Origin of the sequence: Klebsiella sp. 141153 (assembly GCF_032601995.1) — a bacterium.
In the GTDB taxonomy this organism is placed as follows: Bacteria; Pseudomonadota; Gammaproteobacteria; order Enterobacterales; family Enterobacteriaceae; genus Klebsiella; species Klebsiella aerogenes.
This window is the reverse complement of sequence record NZ_JAQIRJ010000003.1, coordinates 228,032-249,982: the sequence shown is the minus strand read 5'-3', so window position 1 is coordinate 249,982 and position 21,951 is coordinate 228,032. Positions and strand designations below refer to the sequence as shown.

The following is a 21,951-nucleotide window of genomic DNA, read 5'->3' as shown; positions in this document are numbered from 1 at the left end:
CCCTTAAGGGGGAGAAATGACCACATTAGAGACTAACGCCGCGCCTGCTGAGGCGAGTGGCGAGGGCGTCCGCACGCCTGAAAAAGCGGTGCGTTGGGCCATTCCGCTGTCGCTGTTGGCCTGCGTACTGCTGGCGTTTTTCGACAAAATCAGTATCGCCGCGCTGTTTTCCGATAGCCACTTCCAGCAGGCGATGGGGATCGATTTCGATACCACCCGGCTGGGTATTTTGATGAGCGCCTTTCTGCTGAGCTACGGCTTCTCGTCAGTGTTATTAAGCGGTCTTGGCGACCGGATTGCGCCGCTGCGCTTGCTAACTGGAATGATGGTGGTGTGGTGCATCATGATGGTGATCATGGGCTTCACCCACAACTACGCGCTGATGGTGACGCTGCGCATCCTGTTGGGCATCGCCGAAGGGCCGCTGTTCCCGCTGGCGTTCGCCGTGGTGCGCCACACCTTCCCGCAGCGGCTGCAGGCCCGCGCCACCATGCTGTGGCTGCTCGGCACGCCGGTTGGCGCGGCGCTGGGTTTCCCGCTGTCAATTTGGCTACTCAATACCTTCGGCTGGCAGAGCACCTTTTTCGTGATGGCGATGCTGACGGTGCCGGTGCTGATTTTTGTGCGCATCGGGCTGCGCGGCGTGCAGCTGGAGGCGAAAGTCGGCAGCGATAAAACGTCGCAGGAAGCGCGCCGCAGCGCGCGGCGCGAGCTCTTCGTTAGCCCGCATTTCTGGATGATCTGCATCTTCAATATCGCCTTTCTCGCCTATCTGTGGGGGATCAACGGCTGGCTGCCGGGCTACCTGATTAAAGGCAAAGGCATTCATCTGGAACACGCCGGCTGGCTGTCGTCGATGCCGTTTATCGCCATGCTGCTGGGCGAAATTATCGGCGCCTGGCTGTCCGACCGCGTCGATAAGCGCGCCGCCGCCTGCTTTATTTCCCTGGCGGGCGCCGGAATCGGTTTGGCGGCGGTGATGCATTTTAGCGCGCCGTTACCGGTGATTGCGGCGATGAGCTTTAGCACCTTTATGTGGGGCACCGGCGCGCCAAACATTTTCGCGCTGCTGGCTAAAGCGACCCATCCACGGGTCAGCGCCACGGCGGGCGGGATTTTCAACGGGCTGGGAAACTTTGCCGGGGCCTTATCGCCGGCGGTGATGGGCGCGCTTATCGCCTTCACCCATAGCATGGATTCCGGGCTGATTTTTCTGGCGGTGATGGCGGCGGTGGGCTGCGCCCTGTTACTGCCGCTGCTGAGACGTTACTGAGGATAAAACGATGACTGATTCAACCGTAACTGCAAAACAGAGTCTGAAACCTGACCATCTGACGATGGAAGAGTGGGTGGAGTCGCGTATCGCGCGCTTTGAAGGCCGTAAATACGACTGGAATGCGCTGAAATTCCAGGCCGATTTCGACCCGAAATATCGCCGCGCGCAGATGCGCTACATCGGCACCGGCGCCACCGGCGTCGCCAGTGATACCAACACCGTTCCGGCCGAGCACTTCACCTTCTCCACCATGGTGTTGCCGTCCAAATGTGAAGGCCCGCTGCACCTGCATGATGACGTAGAAGAGGTGTTCTTCATGCTCAAAGGGCAGATCACCCTGATGATTCAGGACGGCGACAACTATACCGAAACCGTGCTGCGCGAACGCGATCTGATCTCGGTGCCGCCCGGAATTTACCGCGGTTTGTTTAACCACGGCGAAGAAGAGGCGCTGATGTGCGTGATGCTCGGCACCCATAAGCCGCATATTCCGACCTACCCGGAAGATCATCCGCTGGCAAAAGTAAAACGTAACTAAGGGGCGATGATGACGGGTTTTCGTGAACAAGGAAGCGGTATTCCGCTGACGCTGCTGCACGGCATCAGTTCCGGCGCGGCCTCCTGGCATAAACAGATGGCGCTGCCCGGCTACCGCGTGCTGGCCTGGGATATGCCCGGTTATGGCGAAAGCCCGATGCTGGCGGCGGTGCCGGCGGATGCCGGTGATTACGCCGACGCGCTGGCGCGAATGCTGGACCGCGCTGGAGTAGAGCAAACCGTACTGGTCGGCCATTCGCTGGGCGCGCTGGTGGCGGCCGCCTTCGCCGCGAAATACCCGCAGCGGGTGCTTTACCTGGTGCTCGCCGACGTCGCGCAGGGCTACGGCCAGGCGGAAGCCGCACAGCGGGAAAAAGTCTGGCAGGGACGTCAACAGCAGATAGCGCTGGGCGGCGAGGCGATGGCGCAGGGGCGGGCGGCAAAACTGCTGCGCCCCGGCGCGCGCGAAGCCGATGTGGCGACGGTGGCGGCAGGTATGCGCAGGCTGCGTAGCGAAGGCTACCTCGCCGCCGCCTGGATGCTGGCGCATGACGACATCCACCGCTGGCTTGCCGACTATCGCGGTCGTCTCTCGGTGTGGTGCGGCGAGCAGGATGCCATTACCCAACCGGAGCTGGTGCAGGGAGTGGCGCTGCGTTACGGCGCCCCTTACATCGCCATCCCGCAGGCTGGACATGCCAGCTATCTCGATAACGAAACCTTTTTTAATCAACAGCTTTTACGCATAGGGGAAGAGGTGCGCGATGAATGCACAAATTGAAGGACGCGTCGCGGTAGTCACCGGCGGCTCGTCAGGGATCGGCTTTGAAACGCTGCGCCTGCTGCTGGGCGAAGGGGCGAAGGTCGCCTTTTGCGGCCGCAACCCGGATCGGCTGGCCAGCGCCCATGCGGCGTTGCAAAACGAATATCCAGAAGGCGAGGTGTTCTCCTGGCGCTGCGACGTACTGAACGAAGCGGAAGTGGAAGCGTTCGCCGATGCGGTCGCCGCGCGCTTCGGCGGCGCCGACATGCTGATTAATAACGCCGGGCAGGGCTATGTCGCCCACTTCCCCGATACCCCGCGCGAGGCCTGGCTGCACGAAGCCGAGCTGAAACTGTTCGGCGTGATTAACCCGGTAAAGGCCTTCCAGCCGCAGCTTGAGCAGTCGGATATCGCCTCGATTACCTGCGTGAACTCGCTGCTGGCGCTGCAGCCGGAAGAGCACATGATTGCCACCTCAGCCGCCCGCGCCGCGCTGCTCAATATGACGCTGACTTTGTCTAAAGAGCTGGTCGGCAAAGGCATCCGCGTGAATTCCATCCTGCTGGGAATGGTCGAATCCGGGCAGTGGCAGCGCCGTTTCGAAAACCGCAGCGATAAGAGCCAGAGCTGGCCGCAGTGGACCGCCGAAATCGCCCGCAAACGCGGGATCCCGATGGCGCGCCTCGGAAAACCGCAGGAACCGGCACAGGCGTTGCTATTCCTCGCTTCGCCGCTGGCCTCCTTTACCACCGGCGCGGCGCTGGACGTTTCCGGCGGTTTCTGCCGCCATCTGTAAGGAAAGATGATGAAAAAGGTCATGTTAATCGGCTATGGCGCGATGGCGCAGGCGGTGATTGAACGCCTGCCGCCGCAGGTGACGTTGGGTTGGATCGTCGCCCGCGAATCGCATCATGCGGCGATCCGCCAGCAGTTCGGCCACGCGGTGACGCCGCTTACCGATCCGCTGCAGTGCGAAGAGACACCGGATCTGGTGCTGGAATGCGCCAGCCAGCAGGCGGTCGCGCAGTACGGCGAAGCGGTGCTGGCGCGCGGCTGGCATCTGGCGGTGATCTCGACCGGCGCGCTGGCGGACAGCGAACTGGAACAGCGTTTACGCCAGGCGGGCGGAAGGCTGACGCTGCTGGCTGGCGCAGTAGCCGGGATTGACGGCCTGGCGGCGGCGAAAGAGGGCGGTCTTGAACGAGTGACCTATCAGTCGCGTAAAAGCCCGGCCAGCTGGCGCGGCAGCTATGCCGAACAGCTTATCGACCTCAGCGCGGTCAATGAAGCGCAAATTTTCTTCGAAGGCAGCGCCCGCGAGGCGGCGCGGCTATTCCCGGCAAATGCCAACGTGGCGGCAACCATCGCGCTGGGCGGTATCGGCCTTGACGCGACCCGAGTACAGCTGATGGTCGATCCGGCGACGCAACGCAACACCCATACGCTACACGCCGAAGGATTGTTCGGCGAGTTTCACCTGGAGCTGAGCGGTCTGCCGCTCGCCAGCAATCCGAAAACATCGACCCTCGCGGCACTGAGCGCGGTACGCGCCTGCCGTGAACTGGCATAACGCAGAGAGGCTGAGATGGACGAATTAGACATTTTTATCGGCGGCCAGTGGCGTCGCGGCGGCGGCAATTTAATGCACAGCCTGTTTCCGGCGGATGGCGCTATTAACGCGGCGCTGCATGCGGCAAGCCTCGATGATTTGCAGGAGGCGATCGACTGCGCCGACCGCGCCTGGCGGGAGCCAACGTGGCGGGCGATGCTGCCGCATCAGCGGGCGAAGATCCTGCATAAGGTTGCCGATCTGATAGAAGCACAGGTTGATGAGCTCACCCAAAAGCAGAGCCGCGATAACGGTAAACCGCTGGCGGAAGCGCGAGGGCTGGTGATGAGCGCCGCCGGTACCGCACGCTATTTTGCCGCCGCCTGCGAGTTGCTGGAGGGCGAGCTGCCGACGCCGCGGCAGGCGGATCTATTGACCCTGAGCCGCTATGAGCCGTTGGGCGTGGTGGCGGCGATCACGCCGTGGAACTCGCCGATCGCCAGTGAAATGCAGAAGGTGGCCCCGGCGATCGCCGCCGGGAACGCGGTGATCCTCAAACCGGCGGAAGCCACGCCGCTCATGGCGCTGGAGCTGGCGAAGATCTTCGAGCAGGCCGGTTTACCCGCCGGACTGCTGAGCGTGCTGCCGGGTAAAGGATCGATTATCGGCGATGCGCTGGCCCGCCATCCTAAGGTACGCAAAATTTCCTTTACCGGCGGCACCAGCACCGGGCGTCACCTGGCGCACGTAGCGGCGGAAAAGCTGATCCCGGCGTCGCTGGAGCTGGGCGGTAAATCGCCGACCATCGTGCTGGAAGATGCCGATATCGAACAGGCGGCGCGGGGCATCTGCTACGGCATTTTCAGCTCCGGCGGCCAGGCCTGCATTGCCGGCTCGCGGCTGTTTGTCCATGAAAAAGTGTATCCGCAATTAATGGCCCGCCTGCTGGAGTTAACCCAAGGACTGCGGGTTGGTCATCCGTTCAGCGCTGGCACCCACGTCGGGCCGCTGATCAACGATAAACACCGCCAGAGCGTGCTGGAGTACGTCGAGCTGGCGAAACGCGAAGGCGGCAGCGTGCTATGCGGCGGCGAGATCCCGGCGGATCCGGCGCTGGCGGCGGGGAGCTACTTCCTGCCGACCATTATTGAAGGGCTGAACAATCAGGCCCGCGTTTGCCAGGAAGAGATCTTCGGGCCGGTGCTGGTGGCGATGCGTTTTCGCGATGAAGCGGCGCTGATCCGCGAGGCCAATGATTCGGTCTTCGGACTGGCGGCGGGGATCTGGACGCGCGATACCGGCCGCGCGCTGCGTCTGAGCGAACAACTGGAAGCCGGTACGGTGTGGATCAACACCTACAAAGTTTTCTCCATTTCGACCCCGTTCGGGGGCTTTAAAGAGAGCGGTCTGGGCCGCGAAAAAGGGATCCAGGGGCTGAAAGCCTGGATGCAACAAAAGAGCATTTATCTGGCGACGGGTAATAGCGTCAACCACTGGTGCGACTGAGAAAGGGTGAGCAATGAGCGAAATGATAACCGTCGGCGATGCCATCGCCAGAACGCTGGAGCAGTATCACGTTGAAGCCATTTATGGCGTCATTTCTATCCATAACCTGCCGATCGCCGACGCCGTTGGCCAGCGGGAAAAAATCCGCTTTGTTCCGGCGCGCGGCGAAGCGGGCTCGGTGACCATGGCCGATGCCCATGGCCGTTTTTCCGGGCTCGGCGTGGCGCTGACCAGCACCGGCGCGGGCGCGGGTAATGCGGTCGGCGCGCTGGTTGAGGCGATGAACGCCGGTACGCCGCTGCTGCACCTGACCGGACAGGTCGAAAAAGCCTGGCTGGACGCCGATACCGGTTTTATTCATGAAACCCGCGATCAGTTGACCTTCCTGAAAGCCAGTTCGAAGCGCGCTTACCGCATTAGCAACGCCAACCAGGCGGTGGCTATCCTGCATAAGGCGATTCAGGAGGCGCAGACGCCGCCGTGCGGCCCGGTCTCGGTGGAGATCCCAATCGACATTCAGAGCGCCAAAATTCCGCTTTCGCTGCTGACCGCGCCGTTGAAACGCGCTCCGGCGATTGAGCCGGAGGCGTCGATGGTCGATGCGCTGTGGGCGCAGCTTAAGCAGGCGAAGCAGCCGCTGCTGTGGCTTGGCGGCGGCGCGTTAGAGAGCGTTGAGGCGGTGAAGACGCTGGCGGATGCCGGGGTGACGGTGATTTCCAGTACCCACGGCCGCGGCATTTTGGCGGACAGCCATCGCGCCAGCCTGCGCGCGTTTCATAATTCTCCCTCGGTTGAAGCGCTGATTTCACAATGTGATTTCACACTTGTGGCCGGTTCCCGGCTGCGCAGCAACGAAACGCGCTCGTGGACGCTGGAACTGCCAACGCCGAGGGTGCAGATTGATATCGATCCGGCGGCGGCTAGTCGTAACTACCTGATGGACAACACGCTGGTGGCGGACTGCCGGGCGCTATTAGCGGCGCTGGCAGCGCGGGTACAGGGCCGGATGTGGGGCGATGCGCGTTGGGATAGCCAGCTTAAAGCGGCGGTAGAGGCGGCGGAGCAGGGGCTGCGCGACCAGTGCGGCGCTTACGCTAAATTGAATGACGCGATTGCGCAGGCGCTGCCCGATGACGGCATTCTGGTGCGCGATATTACCGTTTCCGGCAGCCTGTGGGGCAGCCGCCTGTTCCGCGCTCACGGCCCGCTGATGAATATCCATTCTCTGGCCGGAGCCATCGGTATGGGGCTACCGATGGCGGTGGGTACCGCGATTGCCAATCCGCAACGGAAAGTGGTCGGCCTGGTCGGCGACGGTGGCCTGAGCCTCAACCTTGGCGAGCTGGCGACCCTGGCGCAGGAGAAGGCCAACGTGACGCTGTTGATTATGAACGATGGCGGCTACGGCGTGATGCGCGGTATTCAGGATAAATACTTTGGCGGCCGCCAGTATTACAACGAGCTGCACACGCCGGACTTTACCCTGCTGGCGCAGGCGATTGGTCTGCAGGCGTGGAGCGTGGAACGCGCTGAGGATTTCCAGGCGGTGATGACCGAAGCGCTGGCGATGCCTGGGCCATCGGTGGTGGAAGTGAAAATGGGCCAGATTGGCGCGCTGCGCTTTGCCGGCCCGCCGCAGAAAACGCTGTATTAATGATAACCCAGTGACCCCAACCCTCTCCCTTCCGGGGAGAGGGTACCGCACGGCACAGGGGGTTAATCAAGGCGCCGGACGGTTGCTCCTGCGCGCCGGGAGAGGGCCGGCCCGCAGGAGAGGGTTCATTACACGGTTAAAACACGTTAAACGGATATTCGACGTAGAACCGCACTTCATTACCGCTGACGTTATAGTCGCTGGCGTTGCTGGAAACGCGCAGCACCGAATAGCGGAGTCTCAATTTCAAATCTTTCGCCATACCGTTTTGCACCTGGTACTGCACCTGGTTGAACCATTCGTGTTCTTTACCGTTGCTGGTCTCGGCGGTTTTAATGTTATCGCCGCGAACGTAGGCGGTAGTCCAGCTCAGGCCCGGTACGCCCAGTCCGGCAAAATCCAGGCCATAGGAGGCCTGCCAGGAACGCTCATCCTCGCCGTTAAAATCTGACCAGTAGGAGTTAGCCAGCCAGATGGTGTTGCCGCCATCGCCGACGCCGCCCTGATTCTGATACCCGCCGTAGTGGTAGCCGGTGCTGCCGCTGCTTTGCTGGTACGCGACTTTAAAGGTATGAATATCCCAGATATAGCTGGCGGCCAGGCTCCAGATGCTGTTGCTGCGCCCGGTGTCATTGGCGTCGGCATATTCTTGATCTAAGCGCGAGTTATAGCCGTTGAAGTCAACAATCAGCTGCTGGTCGGCGGCGAACGGCTGCTTGTAGTTCAGGCCGAGATACTGCTTATTCAGCACGTCCTCGACGTGAGAAGCGTATAGCGCGCCGCTGAGCTGGTCGTTGAATTGATAGCTGGCGCCGCCAAAGGTCAGGCTCTTCAGGCCGCTGTTGTGGCTATCGTCGCTTTTGCGCTGCTGATCGGTGAGATAACCGGCGTTAATTTCCAGACCGTCGATTTCTCTTGAGGTCAGCATGGTACCGGTATAGCTCTCGTACAGCAGCCGCGAGTCATCGGCGTAGACGATAGGCAGCATCGGGCGCTGGCTGCCGTAGCTGAGTACGGTATTCGAGAAGCGCATTTTAGCGGTAGCGCCGAATTTGGCTAAATCGGACTTCGCGCGGCCATCATCATCCTGGGCGAAAAAGTCGATACCGCCCGCGCCGCTGCGGCCGCGACCGCCGTCGAGGCGCACGGCGTACTGCGCAATGCCGTCAACGCCGAAGCCGACCGGTCCCTGGGTGAAGCCGGATTCGAAGGTAGCGATAATACCCTGACCCCATTCGGCTTTATCCGGCAATCCATCGCGATAATCGCGTTTGATATAAGCGTTACGTAAAAAGAGATCCAGGTGGCTGTCTTCAATAAAGCCCTGACTGGTAGATTGTTGGCTGGCGAAAGCCGGCGCGGCGGCAATAATGCCAAGTGCGATTAATGGTAATTCTTTTTTCACTGAGGGCACTTCTCTGTCTGTCGATATATTCATGGGAATCACTGCCAGTCAGATATTCTCCTGAAATAATGTCGAAAGCAATCATTGTGTGAGCAGTTATTGCAGCCGGAAACAGGCTGTATGGCGCGTGAGCCGTGCGCCAGGCAGTAAGGGGTGGACTATTTATTATTCGGGTAAAGACGATTCTGAAAGCCAGATAATGTGCGACCTTTTTAATTTACCAAATAATATATTTCTGAATCGCCGGGTATAAAATAATTGGCTGTGATGCGCTGTGATAATAATTAACGGTTTGTGCGCTTAAATTATCAATTGATGCGGCTAAATATTTTTACGGGTATATAAAAAAGGGAGGCGATAATGCCTCCCGCTGTCGTTTATTTAATGCCGTCGGCCTTCATGCGATCGCGAATATGCTGCGCGCGGGCTTCCGACGCCGGGTGATCGTCAAACATGGAGCTCTGACGGCCGGCTTCCAGCTTGGCCAGTTTTTCGAAGCTGGTGGCCAGCCCCGATGGATTGATTCCGCGTTTACGCAGCAGGTCGTAAGAGTAGTCGTCCGCTTCCGACTCCTGGCGCTGGGAGAACTGCGAGTTCACCAGTTTTTCGCCGAGATCGCCCAGCTGCGACTGCGACAGGCTGCCGACGATGCCGCCAGCGGAGGCCGCCGCCGCGCGCACAGCGTTAGTGCCCAGCGCGACCTGCATGCCTTTCTTCACGTGACCCAACGCAACGTGGCCCATTTCGTGGCCGATAACCGCTTCTACTTCGTTATCGTTCATCAGGTCCATCAGGCCGCTGTAAACACGGATGCAGCCGTTGGCCATCGCGAAGGCGTTGACGTCTTTCGTTTCATAGACCTTGTAGTTGACCGGCTGGCCGTTGATGTTATCGCCCAGCGCGGCGGCAATCTTGCTCAGGCGTTTGCTGTACTCGCTGCTGGCCGGGGAAATAGTGGCTTTGGCGTCCATCTCTTTACACGCCTGGTCGCTTAAGGTTTTTACCTGTTCGTCGCTAAGAGAGTAGGCCTGGAATGCTTCCGCGCCGGAGCTCAGCAGGGCGTTGGAATCCATGTTCTGACATCCGGTTAATGTTGCTGCGATCCCGAAGGCAAGAAGGGTTGAGCGAATTTTCATTTTTATCTTCCACAATCTTATGGTTTTTTATCTGAATAATGGGCGACGACGGACCCGCCTCGTCCTGTGCAAAGTATAAATAGTATCTCATGATCCGGGCGAGTGGATTCCGCGGCAGCACAACGTGTTCCAGAGATTTCTTAATGGGCAAAAGGATGCTCCATGTACATGCTTTGTCGCTTGGGTTACATTGTTCACACTTTTTTCCGGCGTAGCCCAAAACGCGCTCTCGTCAAGTCGTTAAGGGCATGGCCTTATAACATCCGAACTGGAGTCAAAATGTCCTCACGTAAAGAGCTTGCCAACGCTATTCGTGCGCTGAGCATGGACGCTGTACAGAAAGCCAAATCCGGCCACCCTGGCGCCCCGATGGGCATGGCTGACATTGCCGAAGTCCTGTGGCGTGATTTCCTGAACCATAACCCGCAGAACCCGTCCTGGGCCGATCGCGACCGCTTCGTGCTGTCCAACGGTCACGGTTCCATGCTGATTTACAGCCTGCTGCACCTCACCGGTTATGATCTGCCGATTGAAGAACTGAAAAACTTCCGTCAGCTGCACTCTAAGACTCCGGGCCACCCGGAAGTCGGCTACACCGCAGGCGTGGAAACCACCACCGGCCCGCTGGGTCAGGGTATCGCTAACGCAGTCGGTATGGCTATCGCGGAAAAAACGCTGGCGGCGCAGTTTAACCGTCCAGGGCACGACATCGTCGATCACTTCACCTACGCCTTCATGGGCGACGGCTGCATGATGGAAGGCATTTCTCACGAAGTGTGCTCCCTGGCCGGTACCCTGAAACTGGGTAAACTGGTGGCGTTCTATGATGACAACGGCATCTCCATTGATGGTCACGTTGAAGGCTGGTTCACCGACGATACCGCGAAACGCTTTGAAGCCTACGGCTGGCACGTGGTGCGCGGCGTTGACGGTCACGACGCTGACGCCATCAAACGCGCGGTAGAAGAAGCGCGCGCGGTCACCGACAAACCGTCCCTGCTGATGTGCAAAACCATCATCGGCTTCGGTTCGCCGAACAAAGCAGGCACCCATGATTCCCACGGCGCGCCGCTGGGCGACGCTGAAATCGCGCTGACCCGCGAAGCGCTGGGCTGGAAATACGCTCCGTTTGAAATCCCGTCTGACATCTATGCGCAGTGGGATGCGAAAGAAGCCGGCCAGGCGAAAGAAGCCGCGTGGAACGAGAAGTTTGCCGCCTACGCCAAAGCCTTCCCGCAGGAAGCTGCCGAATTCACCCGCCGTATGAAAGGCGAAATGCCGTCTGACTTCGACGCGAAAGCTAACGAGTTCATCGCTAAGCTGCAGGCGAATCCGGCGAAGATCGCCAGCCGTAAAGCATCGCAGAACGCCATCGAAGCGTTTGGCCCGCTGCTGCCGGAATTCCTCGGCGGTTCTGCCGACCTGGCGCCGTCCAACCTGACCCTGTGGTCCGGTTCTAAGCCGATCAACGAAGACACCGCCGGTAACTACATCCATTACGGCGTACGTGAATTCGGTATGACCGCGATTGCCAACGGTATCGCGCTGCACGGCGGTTTCCTGCCGTACACCTCCACCTTCCTGATGTTCGTCGAGTATGCGCGTAACGCGGTACGTATGGCGGCGCTGATGAAACAGCGTCAGGTGATGGTCTACACCCACGACTCCATCGGTCTGGGCGAAGATGGCCCGACTCACCAGCCGGTAGAGCAGGTCGCTTCCCTGCGCGTCACGCCGAACATGTCCACCTGGCGTCCGTGTGACCAGGTTGAATCCGCAATTGCGTGGAAATATGGCGTAGAGCGTCAGGACGGCCCGACCGCGCTGATCCTCTCCCGTCAGAACCTGGCGCAGCAGGAGCGTACCGCAGAGCAGCTGGCAAACGTGGCCCGCGGCGGTTATGTGCTGAAAGATTGCGCCGGCCAGCCGGAACTGATCTTCATCGCTACCGGTTCAGAAGTGGAACTGGCGGTTGCCGCGTGGGACAAACTGACCGCCGAAGGCGTGAAGGCGCGCGTGGTCTCCATGCCGTCCACCGACGCATTCGACAAGCAGGATGCGGCCTATCGTGAATCCGTACTGCCGAAAGCCGTTTCTGCCCGCGTGGCGGTAGAAGCCGGTATCGCGGACTACTGGTTCAAATACGTGGGCCTGAACGGCGCCATCGTTGGCATGACCACCTTCGGTGAGTCTGCGCCGGCTGAGCAGCTGTTCGAAGAGTTCGGCTTCACCGTTGACAACGTTGTCGCTAAAGCGAAAGCGCTGCTGTAATCGCTGGTACGGTGCGGGCTGATGCCCTCACCCCAACCCTCTCCCACAGGAGAGGGTGCGAACACCAAAAACGGTAACCCCTGGGTTACCGTTTTGCTTTATCTCGCCACCCGGTTTTTTTGTAGGCACTATTCCTCGAACATGTAACTACCCTGTAAATTATTCCAAAGAAAATGTGACGCAAGTCATATAGCTGGTTTATTGCTCTGGACAAACATTCCTTTTATTCCGACTTTGGCTTATTCTAGCTGAAGCGTTTCAGTCGTATAAATGTTCGACAATTAATCAATCAGTCGCAGTTTGCGACAGGTAAGGTTCCCCTAAAGGCGTTGCTGGATTACTCTGTCAGCCACCTCAAATCAGGGATAACCTTGCAGGAGACCTATGACCATACGCATCGCGATTAATGGCTTCGGTCGCATAGGACGCAACGTGGTTCGCGCTTTGTATGAATCCGGGCGTCGTGCGGAAATCACCGTGGTGGCGATCAATGAACTGGCGGATGCCGCAGGCATCGCGCATTTATTGAAGTACGACACCAGCCATGGCCGTTTTTCCTGGGATGTTCGCCAGGAGCGGGAACAGCTGTATGTCGGCGATGACGTCATTCGTCTACTGCATGAGCCTTCTATCGCCGCGCTGCCCTGGCAGGAGCTGGCGGTGGATGTGGTGCTGGACTGTACCGGCGTATACGGTAGCCGTGAACATGGCGAAGCCCATCTTCAGGCTGGCGCGAAGAAAGTGCTCTTTTCACATCCTGGCGGCAACGATCTCGACGCAACGGTAGTCTTCGGCGTCAACCATGATGAACTGCGCGCGGAGCACCGCATTGTCTCCAACGCCTCCTGCACTACCAACTGCATTATTCCGGTCATTAAACTGCTAGATGATGCCTACGGCATTGAGTCAGGAACGGTCACGACAATCCACTCCGCGATGCACGACCAGCAGGTGATCGATGCCTATCATCCGGATCTGCGGCGCACCCGTGCGGCCAGCCAGTCAATTATTCCGGTTGATACTAAACTTGCGGCGGGGATCACCCGTATTTTCCCGCAGTTTAACGACCGTTTTGAGGCGATCGCGGTACGTGTACCGACGATTAACGTCACCGCAATAGACCTGAGCGTGACGGTGAAAAAACCGGTAAAGGCCTGTGAAGTCAACCAGTTGCTGCAAAAAGCAGCACAGGGAGCATTTCATGGTATAGTTGACTATACGGAATTACCGTTGGTCTCGACAGATTTTAACCACGACCCGCACAGCGCCATCGTCGATGGCACGCAAACCCGGGTCAGTGGCGCGCATCTGATCAAAACGTTGGTCTGGTGCGATAACGAATGGGGCTTTGCTAACCGAATGCTCGACACGACGTTAGCGATGGCCGCGCAAGGTTTCAGGTAAGGCGCTGCGGCGCTTGCAAAACTTTATCAAGAATCAACGAGAGGATTCACCATGTCTGTAATTAAGATGACCGATTTGGATCTGGCTGGTAAACGCGTTTTCATCCGTGCTGATCTGAACGTACCGGTTAAAGATGGCAAAGTGACCAGCGACGCGCGTATCCGCGCCTCCCTGCCGACCATCGAACTGGCGCTGAAACAGGGTGCTAAAGTAATGGTTACTTCTCACCTGGGTCGTCCGACCGAAGGCGAGTACAACGAAGAATTCTCTCTGTTGCCGGTTGTTAATTACCTGAAAGACAAACTGTCTTACCCGGTTCGCCTGGTTAAAGATTACCTGGATGGCGTTGACGTTGCTGCCGGTGAACTGGTGGTTCTGGAAAACGTTCGCTTCAACAAAGGCGAGAAAAAAGACGACGAAGAGCTGTCTAAGAAATACGCTGCGCTGTGCGACGTATTCGTCATGGACGCTTTCGGTACCGCGCACCGCGCACAGGCTTCCACCCACGGTATCGGTAAATTCGCCGATGTCGCTTGTGCAGGCCCGCTGCTGGCCGCTGAACTCGACGCGCTGGGTAAAGCGCTGAAAGAGCCAGCTCGTCCGATGGTTGCTATCGTTGGCGGTTCTAAAGTTTCCACCAAACTGACCGTTCTCGACTCTCTGTCCAAAATCGCTGACCAGCTGATCGTCGGCGGCGGTATCGCTAACACCTTCGTTGCCGCTCAAGGCCACAACGTCGGTAAATCCCTGTACGAAGCGGACCTGGTTGACGAAGCTAAGCGCCTGCTGAGCACCTGCGATATCCCGGTTCCGACTGACGTTCGCGTCGCTACCGAGTTCTCTGAAACCGCCACCGCGACCCTGAAATCCGTTAACGACATCAAAGATGACGAGCAGATTCTGGACCTCGGCGACGTTTCCGCACAGAAACTGGCTGAAATCCTGAAAAACGCCAAAACCATCCTGTGGAATGGCCCGGTTGGCGTATTCGAATTCCCGAACTTCCGTAAAGGTACTGAAATCGTCGCTAATGCTATCGCAGACAGCGAAGGTTTCTCTATCGCAGGCGGCGGTGACACCCTGGCGGCGATTGACCTGTTCGGCATCGCTGACAAAATCTCCTACATCTCCACTGGCGGCGGCGCATTCCTCGAATTCGTGGAAGGCAAAGTTCTGCCGGCAGTAGCAATGCTCGAAGAGCGCGCTAAGCAGTAATTTAGTTCAGGCGGGGAAACCCGCCTGTTTTTCAGCGCGCTAACGTACAATTTTGTACAGCTCGCGAACCTTCTTCAACGGTCGAAGATACAGATACAGGACTAAGTAACATGTCTAAAATTTTTGATTTCGTAAAACCGGGCGTCATCACTGGCGACGACGTTCAGAAAGTGTTCCAGGTAGCTAAAGAAAACAACTTTGCTTTGCCAGCGGTAAACTGCGTGGGGACTGACTCCATCAACGCCGTTCTGGAAGCTGCTGCGAAAGTTCGTTCTCCGGTTATCGTTCAGTTCTCTAACGGCGGCGCTGCGTTCATCGCGGGCAAAGGCGTGAAAACTGACGTTCCGCAGGGCGCTGCTATCCTCGGCGCTATCTCTGGCGCGCATCACGTGCACCAGATGGCTGAACACTACGGCGTGCCGGTTATCCTGCACACTGACCACTGCGCGAAGAAACTGCTGCCGTGGATCGACGGCCTGCTGGACGCGGGTGAAAAACACTTCGCTGCCACCGGCAAACCGCTGTTCTCTTCCCACATGATCGACCTGTCTGAAGAGTCCCTGCACGAAAACATCGAGATCTGCTCTAAGTACCTGGCTCGCATGGCCAAAATGGGCATGACTCTGGAAATCGAACTGGGCTGCACCGGCGGTGAAGAAGACGGCGTGGACAACAGCCACATGGACGCTTCCGCACTGTACACCCAGCCGGAAGACGTTGATTACGCGTACACCGAGCTGAGCAAAATCAGCCCGCGCTTCACCATCGCCGCTTCCTTCGGTAACGTACACGGCGTTTACAAGCCGGGTAACGTGGTTCTGACTCCGACTATCCTGCGCGACTCTCAGGAATATGTTTCTAAGAAACACAACCTGCCGCACAACAGCCTGAACTTCGTCTTCCACGGCGGTTCCGGTTCTTCCGCTCAGGAAATCAAAGACTCCGTCAGCTACGGCGTTGTCAAAATGAACATCGATACCGACACCCAATGGGCGACCTGGGACGGTATCCTGCAGTACTACAAAGCGAACGAAGCTTACCTGCAGGGCCAGCTGGGCAACCCGAAAGGCGAAGACCAGCCGAACAAGAAATACTACGATCCGCGCGTATGGCTGCGTGCCGCTCAGACCTCTATGGTGACTCGTCTGGAGCAGGCATTCAAAGAGCTGAACGCGATCGACGTTCTGTAAGAAAATTCTCTTTCTTACCTGAAAGCCCGCATAATGCGGGCTTTTTTATTTATCTTCCCAGACTAAATCTCGTCAACAAACTGTGATCGGTTTGGCAAAATCCGCACTTATTGTTTACCCTATAACCTGATTGTCATTTTTCTGGTTTGGTTTTTTTATTACCCGTACGGGGATTCATAAGGAATGTTAAATGGAAGATTTGAACGTTGTCGATAGCATCAACCATGCCGGGACCTGGCTGGCGCGCAACCAGGAGTTGCTGCTGAGCTATGCCGTCAACATCGTTGCCGCTATCGTTATCCTGATCATCGGGATGATCGTGGCGCGCATCGTTTCTAACACCGTCAACCGCCTGATGCTGGCGCGTAAGATCGACGCGACTGTCGCCGATTTTCTCTCCGCGCTGGTGCGCTATGCGATTATCGCCTTTACGCTGATTGCCGCCCTGGGCCGCGTTGGCGTACAGACCGCCTCAGTGATTGCCGTGCTGGGCGCCGCCGGTTTGGCCGTGGGTCTGGCGCTGCAGGGGTCGTTGTCGAACCTTGCCGCAGGCGTGCTGCTGGTGATGTTCCGCCCGTTCCGCGCCGGTGAATATGTCGATCTCGGCGGTATCGCGGGCACCGTGCAGAACGTGCAGATTTTCTCCACTACTCTGCGTACCGTCGATGGCAAAATCGTGGTGGTGCCGAACGGCAAAATCATCGCTGGCAATATCATTAACTTCTCCCGTGAGCCGGCGCGCCGTAATGAGTTTATTATCGGCGTCTCCTACGATGCCGATATCGATAAGGTGAAACAACTGCTGACCGCGATTATCGAATCCGACGACCGCATTCTGCGCGATCGCGAAATGACCGTTCGTCTTAACGAACTGGGCGCCTCTTCGGTAAACTTCGTGGTTCGCGTATGGAGCAAAAGCAGCGACCTGCAAAACGTCTACTGGGACGTGCTGGAGCGCATTAAGCGTGATTTCGACGCCAATGGCATCAGCTTCCCGTATCCGCAGATGGACGTACATATGGTGAATCAGCAGGAAAAAGCGCAGTAATTTTTTCCAGCAATGGCACAAGACCGGCATCGCCGGTCTTTTTTTTGCCTGTAGCTATTAGCTTCACTTATTAATGATTAAAATTATCAATTTCCGCTAATGTTGACGGCGCGCTATATTCTCCGGCATTAACGATGAAACCGGAAAATTAAACGATGCTATCTTATTACTTTCAAGGGCTTGCGCTGGGCGCGGCGATGATCCTGCCGCTCGGGCCGCAAAACGCTTTCGTGATGAATCAGGGTATCCGCCGCCAGTATCATTTAATGATTGCGCTGTTGTGCGCGCTTAGCGATCTGGCGTTGATCTGCGCCGGAATTTTCGGCGGTAGCGCGCTGCTGATGCAGTCGCCGTGGCTGCTGGCGCTGGTCACCTGGGGCGGCGTCGCTTTCCTGTTATGGTACGGCTTCGGCGCGCTGAAGACGGCGATGAGCAATAATCTCGAGCTGGCCAGCGCCGAGGTCATGAAGCAGGGGCGCTGGAAAATCATTGTTACCATGCTGGCGGTGACCTGGCTTAACCCTCATGTGTATCTCGATACCTTTGTGGTGCTCGGAAGCCTCGGCGGACAGCTGGCGGTTGAGCCCAAACGCTGGTTCGCGCTGGGAACGATTAGCGCGTCATTCTTATGGTTCTTCGGCCTGGCGCTGCTGGCCGCGTGGCTGGCGCCGCGTTTACGCACCGCGCGGGCGCAGCGAATCATCAACGTGCTTGTCGGGCTGGTGATGTGGTTTATCGCCCTGCAGTTGGCAAAAGATGGCCTGCAACATATACAGATGCTCATCAACCAGGCTTAGTCCGATGGACTTTCCGCGCGTAAGCGCTAAGCTAGCTGGCATGCGTCCTTAAAATGGGCGACCTAAGCAAGATGGAGAAACGACAGTGAAGTTAAAAGTCTTAGCCCTGGCGGCAGCACTCGGATTCAGTACTATGGCGGCGCAGGCAAGTGAATTGCCGGATGGCCCGCATATTGTGACTTCAGGCACAGCAAGCGTTGCAGCGGTTCCGGATATCGCCACTCTGGCGATTGAAGTTAACGTCGCGGCAAAAGATGCGGCATCGGCAAAAAAACAGGCTGACGATCGCGTTGCGCAATATCTCTCTTTCCTTGAAAAGAGCGGCATTGCCAAAAAGGATATCAGCTCGGCGAACCTGCGTACCCAACCTGATTACGACTATCAGAACGGGAAAAGTATCCTTAAAGGCTATCGCGCGGTGCGTACCGTCGAAGTTACCCTGCGTCAGCTCGATAAGCTGAATGGCCTGCTGGACGGCGCGCTGAAAGCGGGGCTGAACGAAATTCGTTCCGTATCGCTCGGTGTTGCGCAACCGGATGCCTACAAAGATAAAGCGCGTAAAGCGGCTATCGATGATGCGGTGCATCAGGCGCAGGAGCTGGCTGCTGGCTTCCACAGCAAGCTGGGTCCGGTCTATAGCGTGCGTTACCATGTTTCCAACTATCAGCCGAGCCCGATGGTTCGCATGATGAAGGCGGCTGACGCCGCGCCGGTCTCCGCGCAGGAAACCTACGAGCAGGCGACCATCCAGTTTGATGATCAGGTTGACGTGGTCTTCGAACTGCAGCCAGCACAGGCCGCCGCGCCTGCCGCGCCGGCGAAACCAGCTGAAGCGCCGAAACCGGCTCAGTAAGCCGCAGCGACAAAAAAGCCACTTCAGTGAAGTGGCTTTTTTTATGCCCGCCGTTTAATCCTGGCGCAGCACCTTGTGGCCGTAATCAATAAGCGCATCGGTCACCCGGCGCATCATGCGGCTTTCCGGTGCAAAGCGGTGCCAGTAGAGCATCCGGCGCTGGAACAGCCCCGGCGTCAGGTCGATAAGCTCGCCGCTCTTCAGCTCTTTCTCGATCTGCAGATGCGGGATCATACAACAGGTGGTGCCCTGACGCGCCAGCTGCACGAAGGCCTCCGACGAGTTGACGATATGGCAGGGCACGCTGCCCGGCGGCAGGTCGAAGTTTTGCTGCAGGAACGCCTGGTGCATATCGTCGAGATGATCGAAGGCGACCACCGGCGCTTTCAGCAGCGCAGAACGCGTTACCCCGTTAGGGAAGTAGCGTTGCGCAAACTCCTTCGAGGCGACGAACAGGTAATCGAGCGCGCCGAGTTGATCGACCAGGCAGCTTGGCAGCGCCTGCGGCTGAATACTCACCGCGCCGACCACTTCCCCACGGCGCAGGCGCTCCTGGGTGCGGGTTTCATCTTCAACCTGCAGATTGAGGCGAATAGGAGAGTCGGATAGCACGTTGGCCAGCGCCGGCAGCAGCCAGGTCGCCAGACTGTCGGCGTTGACCGCCAACGACAGCAGCAGCGGCGTGGAGCCGGTCTGCTCATCGCCAAGCCACTCTTCTTCCAGCAGCTCAACCTGGCGCAGCAGAGCCAACAGTTTTTGCCCCTGCTCGGTCGGGCGCGGCGGTACGGTACGCACCAGCAGCGGTTGGCCAAACATGTTTTCCAGCTGTTTGATACGCTGTGAGACGGCGGACTGTGTAATGCATAGCTTCTGCGCGGCGCGCTCAAACCCACGTTCCCTAATCACCGCATCCAGCGCTTGTAATGTTCTGTAGTCCGGTCGTTTCATTATTCTGGCGTACCCCCATAACTTTTCGTTAACCCGCACTATGACATAAATTTGTTTTTGATAAAGACGAAAATGGTCTGCTCAGATGTGTGATCGCCATCGCAGGGACATTTCATCCGTCGATGTTCTATAATGCGCGGTAAGTATTCACATCTCGGACGATAATCATGACGCAGGATGAACTGAAAAAAGCAGTCGGCTGGGCAGCGCTGCAATATGTACAACCGGGCACCATTGTGGGTGTCGGCACCGGCTCCACGGCGGCGCATTTTATTGATGCGCTGGGGACCATGAAAGGGCAGATTGAAGGCGCGGTATCCAGCTCCGACGCCTCTACCGAGAAGCTAAAAAGCCTCGGTATCCCGGTATTCGACCTTAACTCCGTCGACCGCCTGGGCATCTACGTTGACGGCGCGGATGAAATTAACGGCCACATGCAGATGATCAAAGGCGGCGGTGCGGCGCTGACCCGCGAAAAAATCATCGCCTCGGTTGCCGATAAGTTTATCTGCATCGCCGACGCCTCCAAGCAGGTTGATATCCTCGGCAACTTCCCGCTGCCGGTGGAAGTGATCCCGATGGCGCGCAGCGCCGTCGCGCGTCAGCTGGTGAAGCTGGGCGGCCGCCCGGAATATCGTCAGGGCGTGGTGACGGATAACGGCAACGTGATCCTCGATGTACACGGCCTCGAAATCCTGGACGCTATCGCGCTGGAAAACGCCATTAACGGTATCCCGGGCGTGGTGACCGTCGGCTTGTTCGCCAACCGCGGCGCCGACGTGGCGCTGATCGGTACCGCCGACGGCGTGAAGACCATCGTCAGTAAATAAGACGATCGGGGGGAAGTTTCGCGCTTCCCCCTAAATTTTTTTCTATGGCCTTAATTTGGTGACTTGTGTCACATTTACGTAACCTTTCTGAGTAACAATCTGCCATCTATTCTCTTTCTGGTGTTTTGTCCTGTCTTTTGCTTCAACGTGATATTTCTTCAGGTCGGCGAGGCAAACGTTCATATTGCCGCGATAGTTTTTTTTGATATGTTGCTGGAAGAGTTTTTGTTCAGCACGACATCAGTACCAATAAAAACAGGACGGGGAAATGGCTAAGGTATCACTGGAAAAAGACAAGATTAAATTTCTGCTAGTTGAAGGCGTGCATCAGAAAGCAATCGATAACCTTCGTGCGGCAGGTTACACCAACATCGAATTTCACAAAGGCGCGCTGGATACTGAAGAGCTGAAAGCGTCGATCCGTGATGCCCATTTTATCGGCCTGCGTTCCCGTACTCATCTGACTGAAGAGATCTTCGCCGCGGCGGAAAAACTGGTGGCGGTGGGCTGCTTCTGTATCGGCACCAACCAGGTCGATCTGGATGCGGCGGCGAAGCGCGGTATCCCGGTATTTAACGCCCCGTTCTCGAACACCCGTTCGGTGGCTGAGCTGGTCATCGGCGAGCTACTGCTGATGCTGCGCGGCGTGCCGGAAGCTAACGCCAAGGCGCATCGCGGCGTGTGGAATAAGCAGGCGGTAGGCAGCTTTGAAGCGCGCGGCAAAAAACTGGGGATTATCGGTTACGGCCATATCGGCACCCAGCTCGGCATTCTGGCGGAATCGCTGGGGATGCACGTCTATTTTTATGATATCGAAAACAAACTGCCGCTGGGCAACGCCACGCAGGTTCAGCACCTCTCCGACCTGCTGAACATGAGCGATGTCGTTAGTCTGCACGTGCCGGAAAACGCCTCCACCAAAAACATGATGGGGCCGGAAGAGCTGGCGCTGATGAAGCCGGGCGCGCTGCTGATCAACGCCTCTCGCGGCACGGTGGTGGATATCCCGGCGCTGTGCGATGCGCTGTCGCGTAAGCACCTGGCCGGCGCGGCCATTGACGTCTTCCCGACGGAGCCGGCGACCAACAGCGATCCGTTTAACTCTCCGCTATGCGAATTCGATAACGTGATCCTGACGCCGCATATCGGCGGCTCAACTCAGGAAGCGCAGGAAAACATTGGTCTGGAAGTGGCTGGCAAGCTGGCGAAGTATTCCGACAACGGTTCTACGCTGTCGGCGGTGAACTTCCCGGAGGTTTCTCTGCCGCTGCACGGCGGACGCCGTCTGCTGCATATTCATGAAAACCGCCCTGGCATCCTGACGGCGCTTAACCAGATTTTCGCCGCGCAGAACATCAACATCGCCGCCCAGTATCTGCAGACCACCCCGCAGATGGGTTACGTGGTGATTGATATCGAAGCCGACGGCGACGTCGCGCAGCAGGCGCTGCTGGCGATGAAAGCGATCCCGGGCACCATCCGCGCCCGTCTGCTGTACTAATTTGTTGTTGCCTCACGGGCAGGTCGCATACCTGCCCGTATTTTTTTAACGCCTTCCTGGCGTAATTC

The 21,951-nt window shown here is 57.8% G+C and carries 19 protein-coding genes; 16 read left to right on the top strand and 3 right to left on the bottom strand.

The features are described 5' to 3' along the window. Nucleotides 1-16: 16 nt before the first annotated feature. Genes PGS10_RS07035 through PGS10_RS07005 form a run of 7 tightly spaced genes read left to right on the top strand, consistent with a single transcriptional unit; the run spans nt 17 to nt 7,285 of the window. Nucleotides 17-1,273: an MFS transporter gene (locus PGS10_RS07035; RefSeq protein WP_316422642.1), complete on the top strand. Its 1,257-nt coding sequence runs from the start codon at nt 17-19 to the stop codon at nt 1,271-1,273. 10 nt (nt 1,274-1,283) lie between these two features. Further along, entirely contained in the window at nt 1,284-1,814 is a 531-nt protein-coding gene (locus tag PGS10_RS07030; protein WP_004152888.1) for a cupin domain-containing protein, read from the top strand. Nucleotides 1,815-1,823: 9 nt separating this feature from the next. Then, on the top strand, nt 1,824-2,594 hold the full coding sequence (locus PGS10_RS07025) for an alpha/beta fold hydrolase (RefSeq protein ID WP_032709123.1): 771 nt from the start codon (nt 1,824-1,826) through the stop codon (nt 2,592-2,594). After that, nucleotides 2,578-3,372, top strand: coding sequence for an SDR family oxidoreductase (locus PGS10_RS07020; protein WP_316422641.1), 795 nt, complete (start codon nt 2,578-2,580; stop codon nt 3,370-3,372). Before PGS10_RS07025 ends, PGS10_RS07020 begins: the two co-directional genes overlap by 17 nt. A 9-nt stretch (nt 3,373-3,381) precedes the next feature. Further along, nucleotides 3,382-4,146 (top strand): aspartate dehydrogenase, encoded by a 765-nt coding sequence (locus PGS10_RS07015; RefSeq protein ID WP_045392036.1) that lies wholly within the window; start codon nt 3,382-3,384, stop codon nt 4,144-4,146. 15 nt (nt 4,147-4,161) lie between these two features. After that, nucleotides 4,162-5,631, top strand: coding sequence for an aldehyde dehydrogenase (locus PGS10_RS07010; protein WP_316422639.1), 1,470 nt, complete (start codon nt 4,162-4,164; stop codon nt 5,629-5,631). Nucleotides 5,632-5,644: 13 nt separating this feature from the next. Further along, complete coding sequence (locus tag PGS10_RS07005; RefSeq protein WP_315711415.1) at nt 5,645-7,285, top strand: thiamine pyrophosphate-binding protein; 1,641 nt, start codon at nt 5,645-5,647, stop codon at nt 7,283-7,285. 136 nt (nt 7,286-7,421) lie between these two features. Here the strand turns inward: PGS10_RS07005 and PGS10_RS07000 are convergent, their stop codons facing one another. Both PGS10_RS07000 and PGS10_RS06995 read right to left on the bottom strand, forming a co-directional pair. Then, nucleotides 7,422-8,690 carry an OprD family outer membrane porin gene (locus PGS10_RS07000; protein ID WP_015958965.1) on the bottom strand — a complete coding sequence of 423 codons (1,269 nt, stop codon included), beginning with the start codon at nt 8,688-8,690 and terminating at the stop codon, nt 7,422-7,424. Between the two features lie 377 nt (nt 8,691-9,067). Next, a complete protein-coding gene (locus PGS10_RS06995; protein WP_015703437.1) occupies nt 9,068-9,826 on the bottom strand; it encodes a M48 family metallopeptidase in 759 nt (252 codons plus the stop codon). Nucleotides 9,827-10,105: 279 nt separating this feature from the next. Here PGS10_RS06995 and tkt point away from each other — a divergent pair, with 279 nt between their 5' ends. The 7 genes from tkt to PGS10_RS06960 all read left to right on the top strand — a co-directional run bounded on the left by tkt (nt 10,106) and on the right by PGS10_RS06960 (nt 18,604). Continuing rightward, nucleotides 10,106-12,097 (top strand): transketolase, encoded by a 1,992-nt coding sequence (tkt, locus tag PGS10_RS06990; RefSeq protein WP_045392025.1) that lies wholly within the window; start codon nt 10,106-10,108, stop codon nt 12,095-12,097. A gap of 384 nt (nt 12,098-12,481) precedes the next feature. Further along, on the top strand, nt 12,482-13,501 hold the full coding sequence (epd, locus tag PGS10_RS06985; protein WP_015369761.1) for an erythrose-4-phosphate dehydrogenase: 1,020 nt from the start codon (nt 12,482-12,484) through the stop codon (nt 13,499-13,501). A gap of 51 nt (nt 13,502-13,552) precedes the next feature. Next, nucleotides 13,553-14,716, top strand: coding sequence for a phosphoglycerate kinase (pgk, locus tag PGS10_RS06980; protein WP_316422635.1), 1,164 nt, complete (start codon nt 13,553-13,555; stop codon nt 14,714-14,716). A 110-nt stretch (nt 14,717-14,826) separates the two neighbouring features. Beyond that, nucleotides 14,827-15,906, top strand: coding sequence for a class II fructose-bisphosphate aldolase (fbaA, locus tag PGS10_RS06975; protein WP_004144748.1), 1,080 nt, complete (start codon nt 14,827-14,829; stop codon nt 15,904-15,906). Nucleotides 15,907-16,096: 190 nt separating this feature from the next. Further along, complete coding sequence (locus PGS10_RS06970) at nt 16,097-16,954, top strand: small-conductance mechanosensitive channel MscS (protein WP_015369769.1); 858 nt, start codon at nt 16,097-16,099, stop codon at nt 16,952-16,954. A gap of 155 nt (nt 16,955-17,109) precedes the next feature. Next, a complete protein-coding gene (argO, locus tag PGS10_RS06965; protein WP_015703435.1) occupies nt 17,110-17,751 on the top strand; it encodes an arginine exporter ArgO in 642 nt (213 codons plus the stop codon). Nucleotides 17,752-17,836: 85 nt separating this feature from the next. Then, on the top strand, nt 17,837-18,604 hold the full coding sequence (locus PGS10_RS06960) for an oxidative stress defense protein (RefSeq protein ID WP_015369771.1): 768 nt from the start codon (nt 17,837-17,839) through the stop codon (nt 18,602-18,604). A gap of 54 nt (nt 18,605-18,658) precedes the next feature. Here the strand turns inward: PGS10_RS06960 and argP are convergent, their stop codons facing one another. Beyond that, nucleotides 18,659-19,552: a DNA-binding transcriptional regulator ArgP gene (gene argP, locus PGS10_RS06955; RefSeq protein ID WP_008806448.1), complete on the bottom strand. Its 894-nt coding sequence runs from the start codon at nt 19,550-19,552 to the stop codon at nt 18,659-18,661. A gap of 167 nt (nt 19,553-19,719) precedes the next feature. On the opposite strand from argP, the gene rpiA reads away from it, so the two are divergent. Then, a complete protein-coding gene (gene rpiA / locus PGS10_RS06950; protein ID WP_045392023.1) occupies nt 19,720-20,382 on the top strand; it encodes a ribose-5-phosphate isomerase RpiA in 663 nt (220 codons plus the stop codon). Nucleotides 20,383-20,650: 268 nt separating this feature from the next. Continuing rightward, nucleotides 20,651-21,883: a phosphoglycerate dehydrogenase gene (serA, locus tag PGS10_RS06945; RefSeq protein WP_015369774.1), complete on the top strand. Its 1,233-nt coding sequence runs from the start codon at nt 20,651-20,653 to the stop codon at nt 21,881-21,883. Nucleotides 21,884-21,951: the final 68 nt, after the last annotated feature.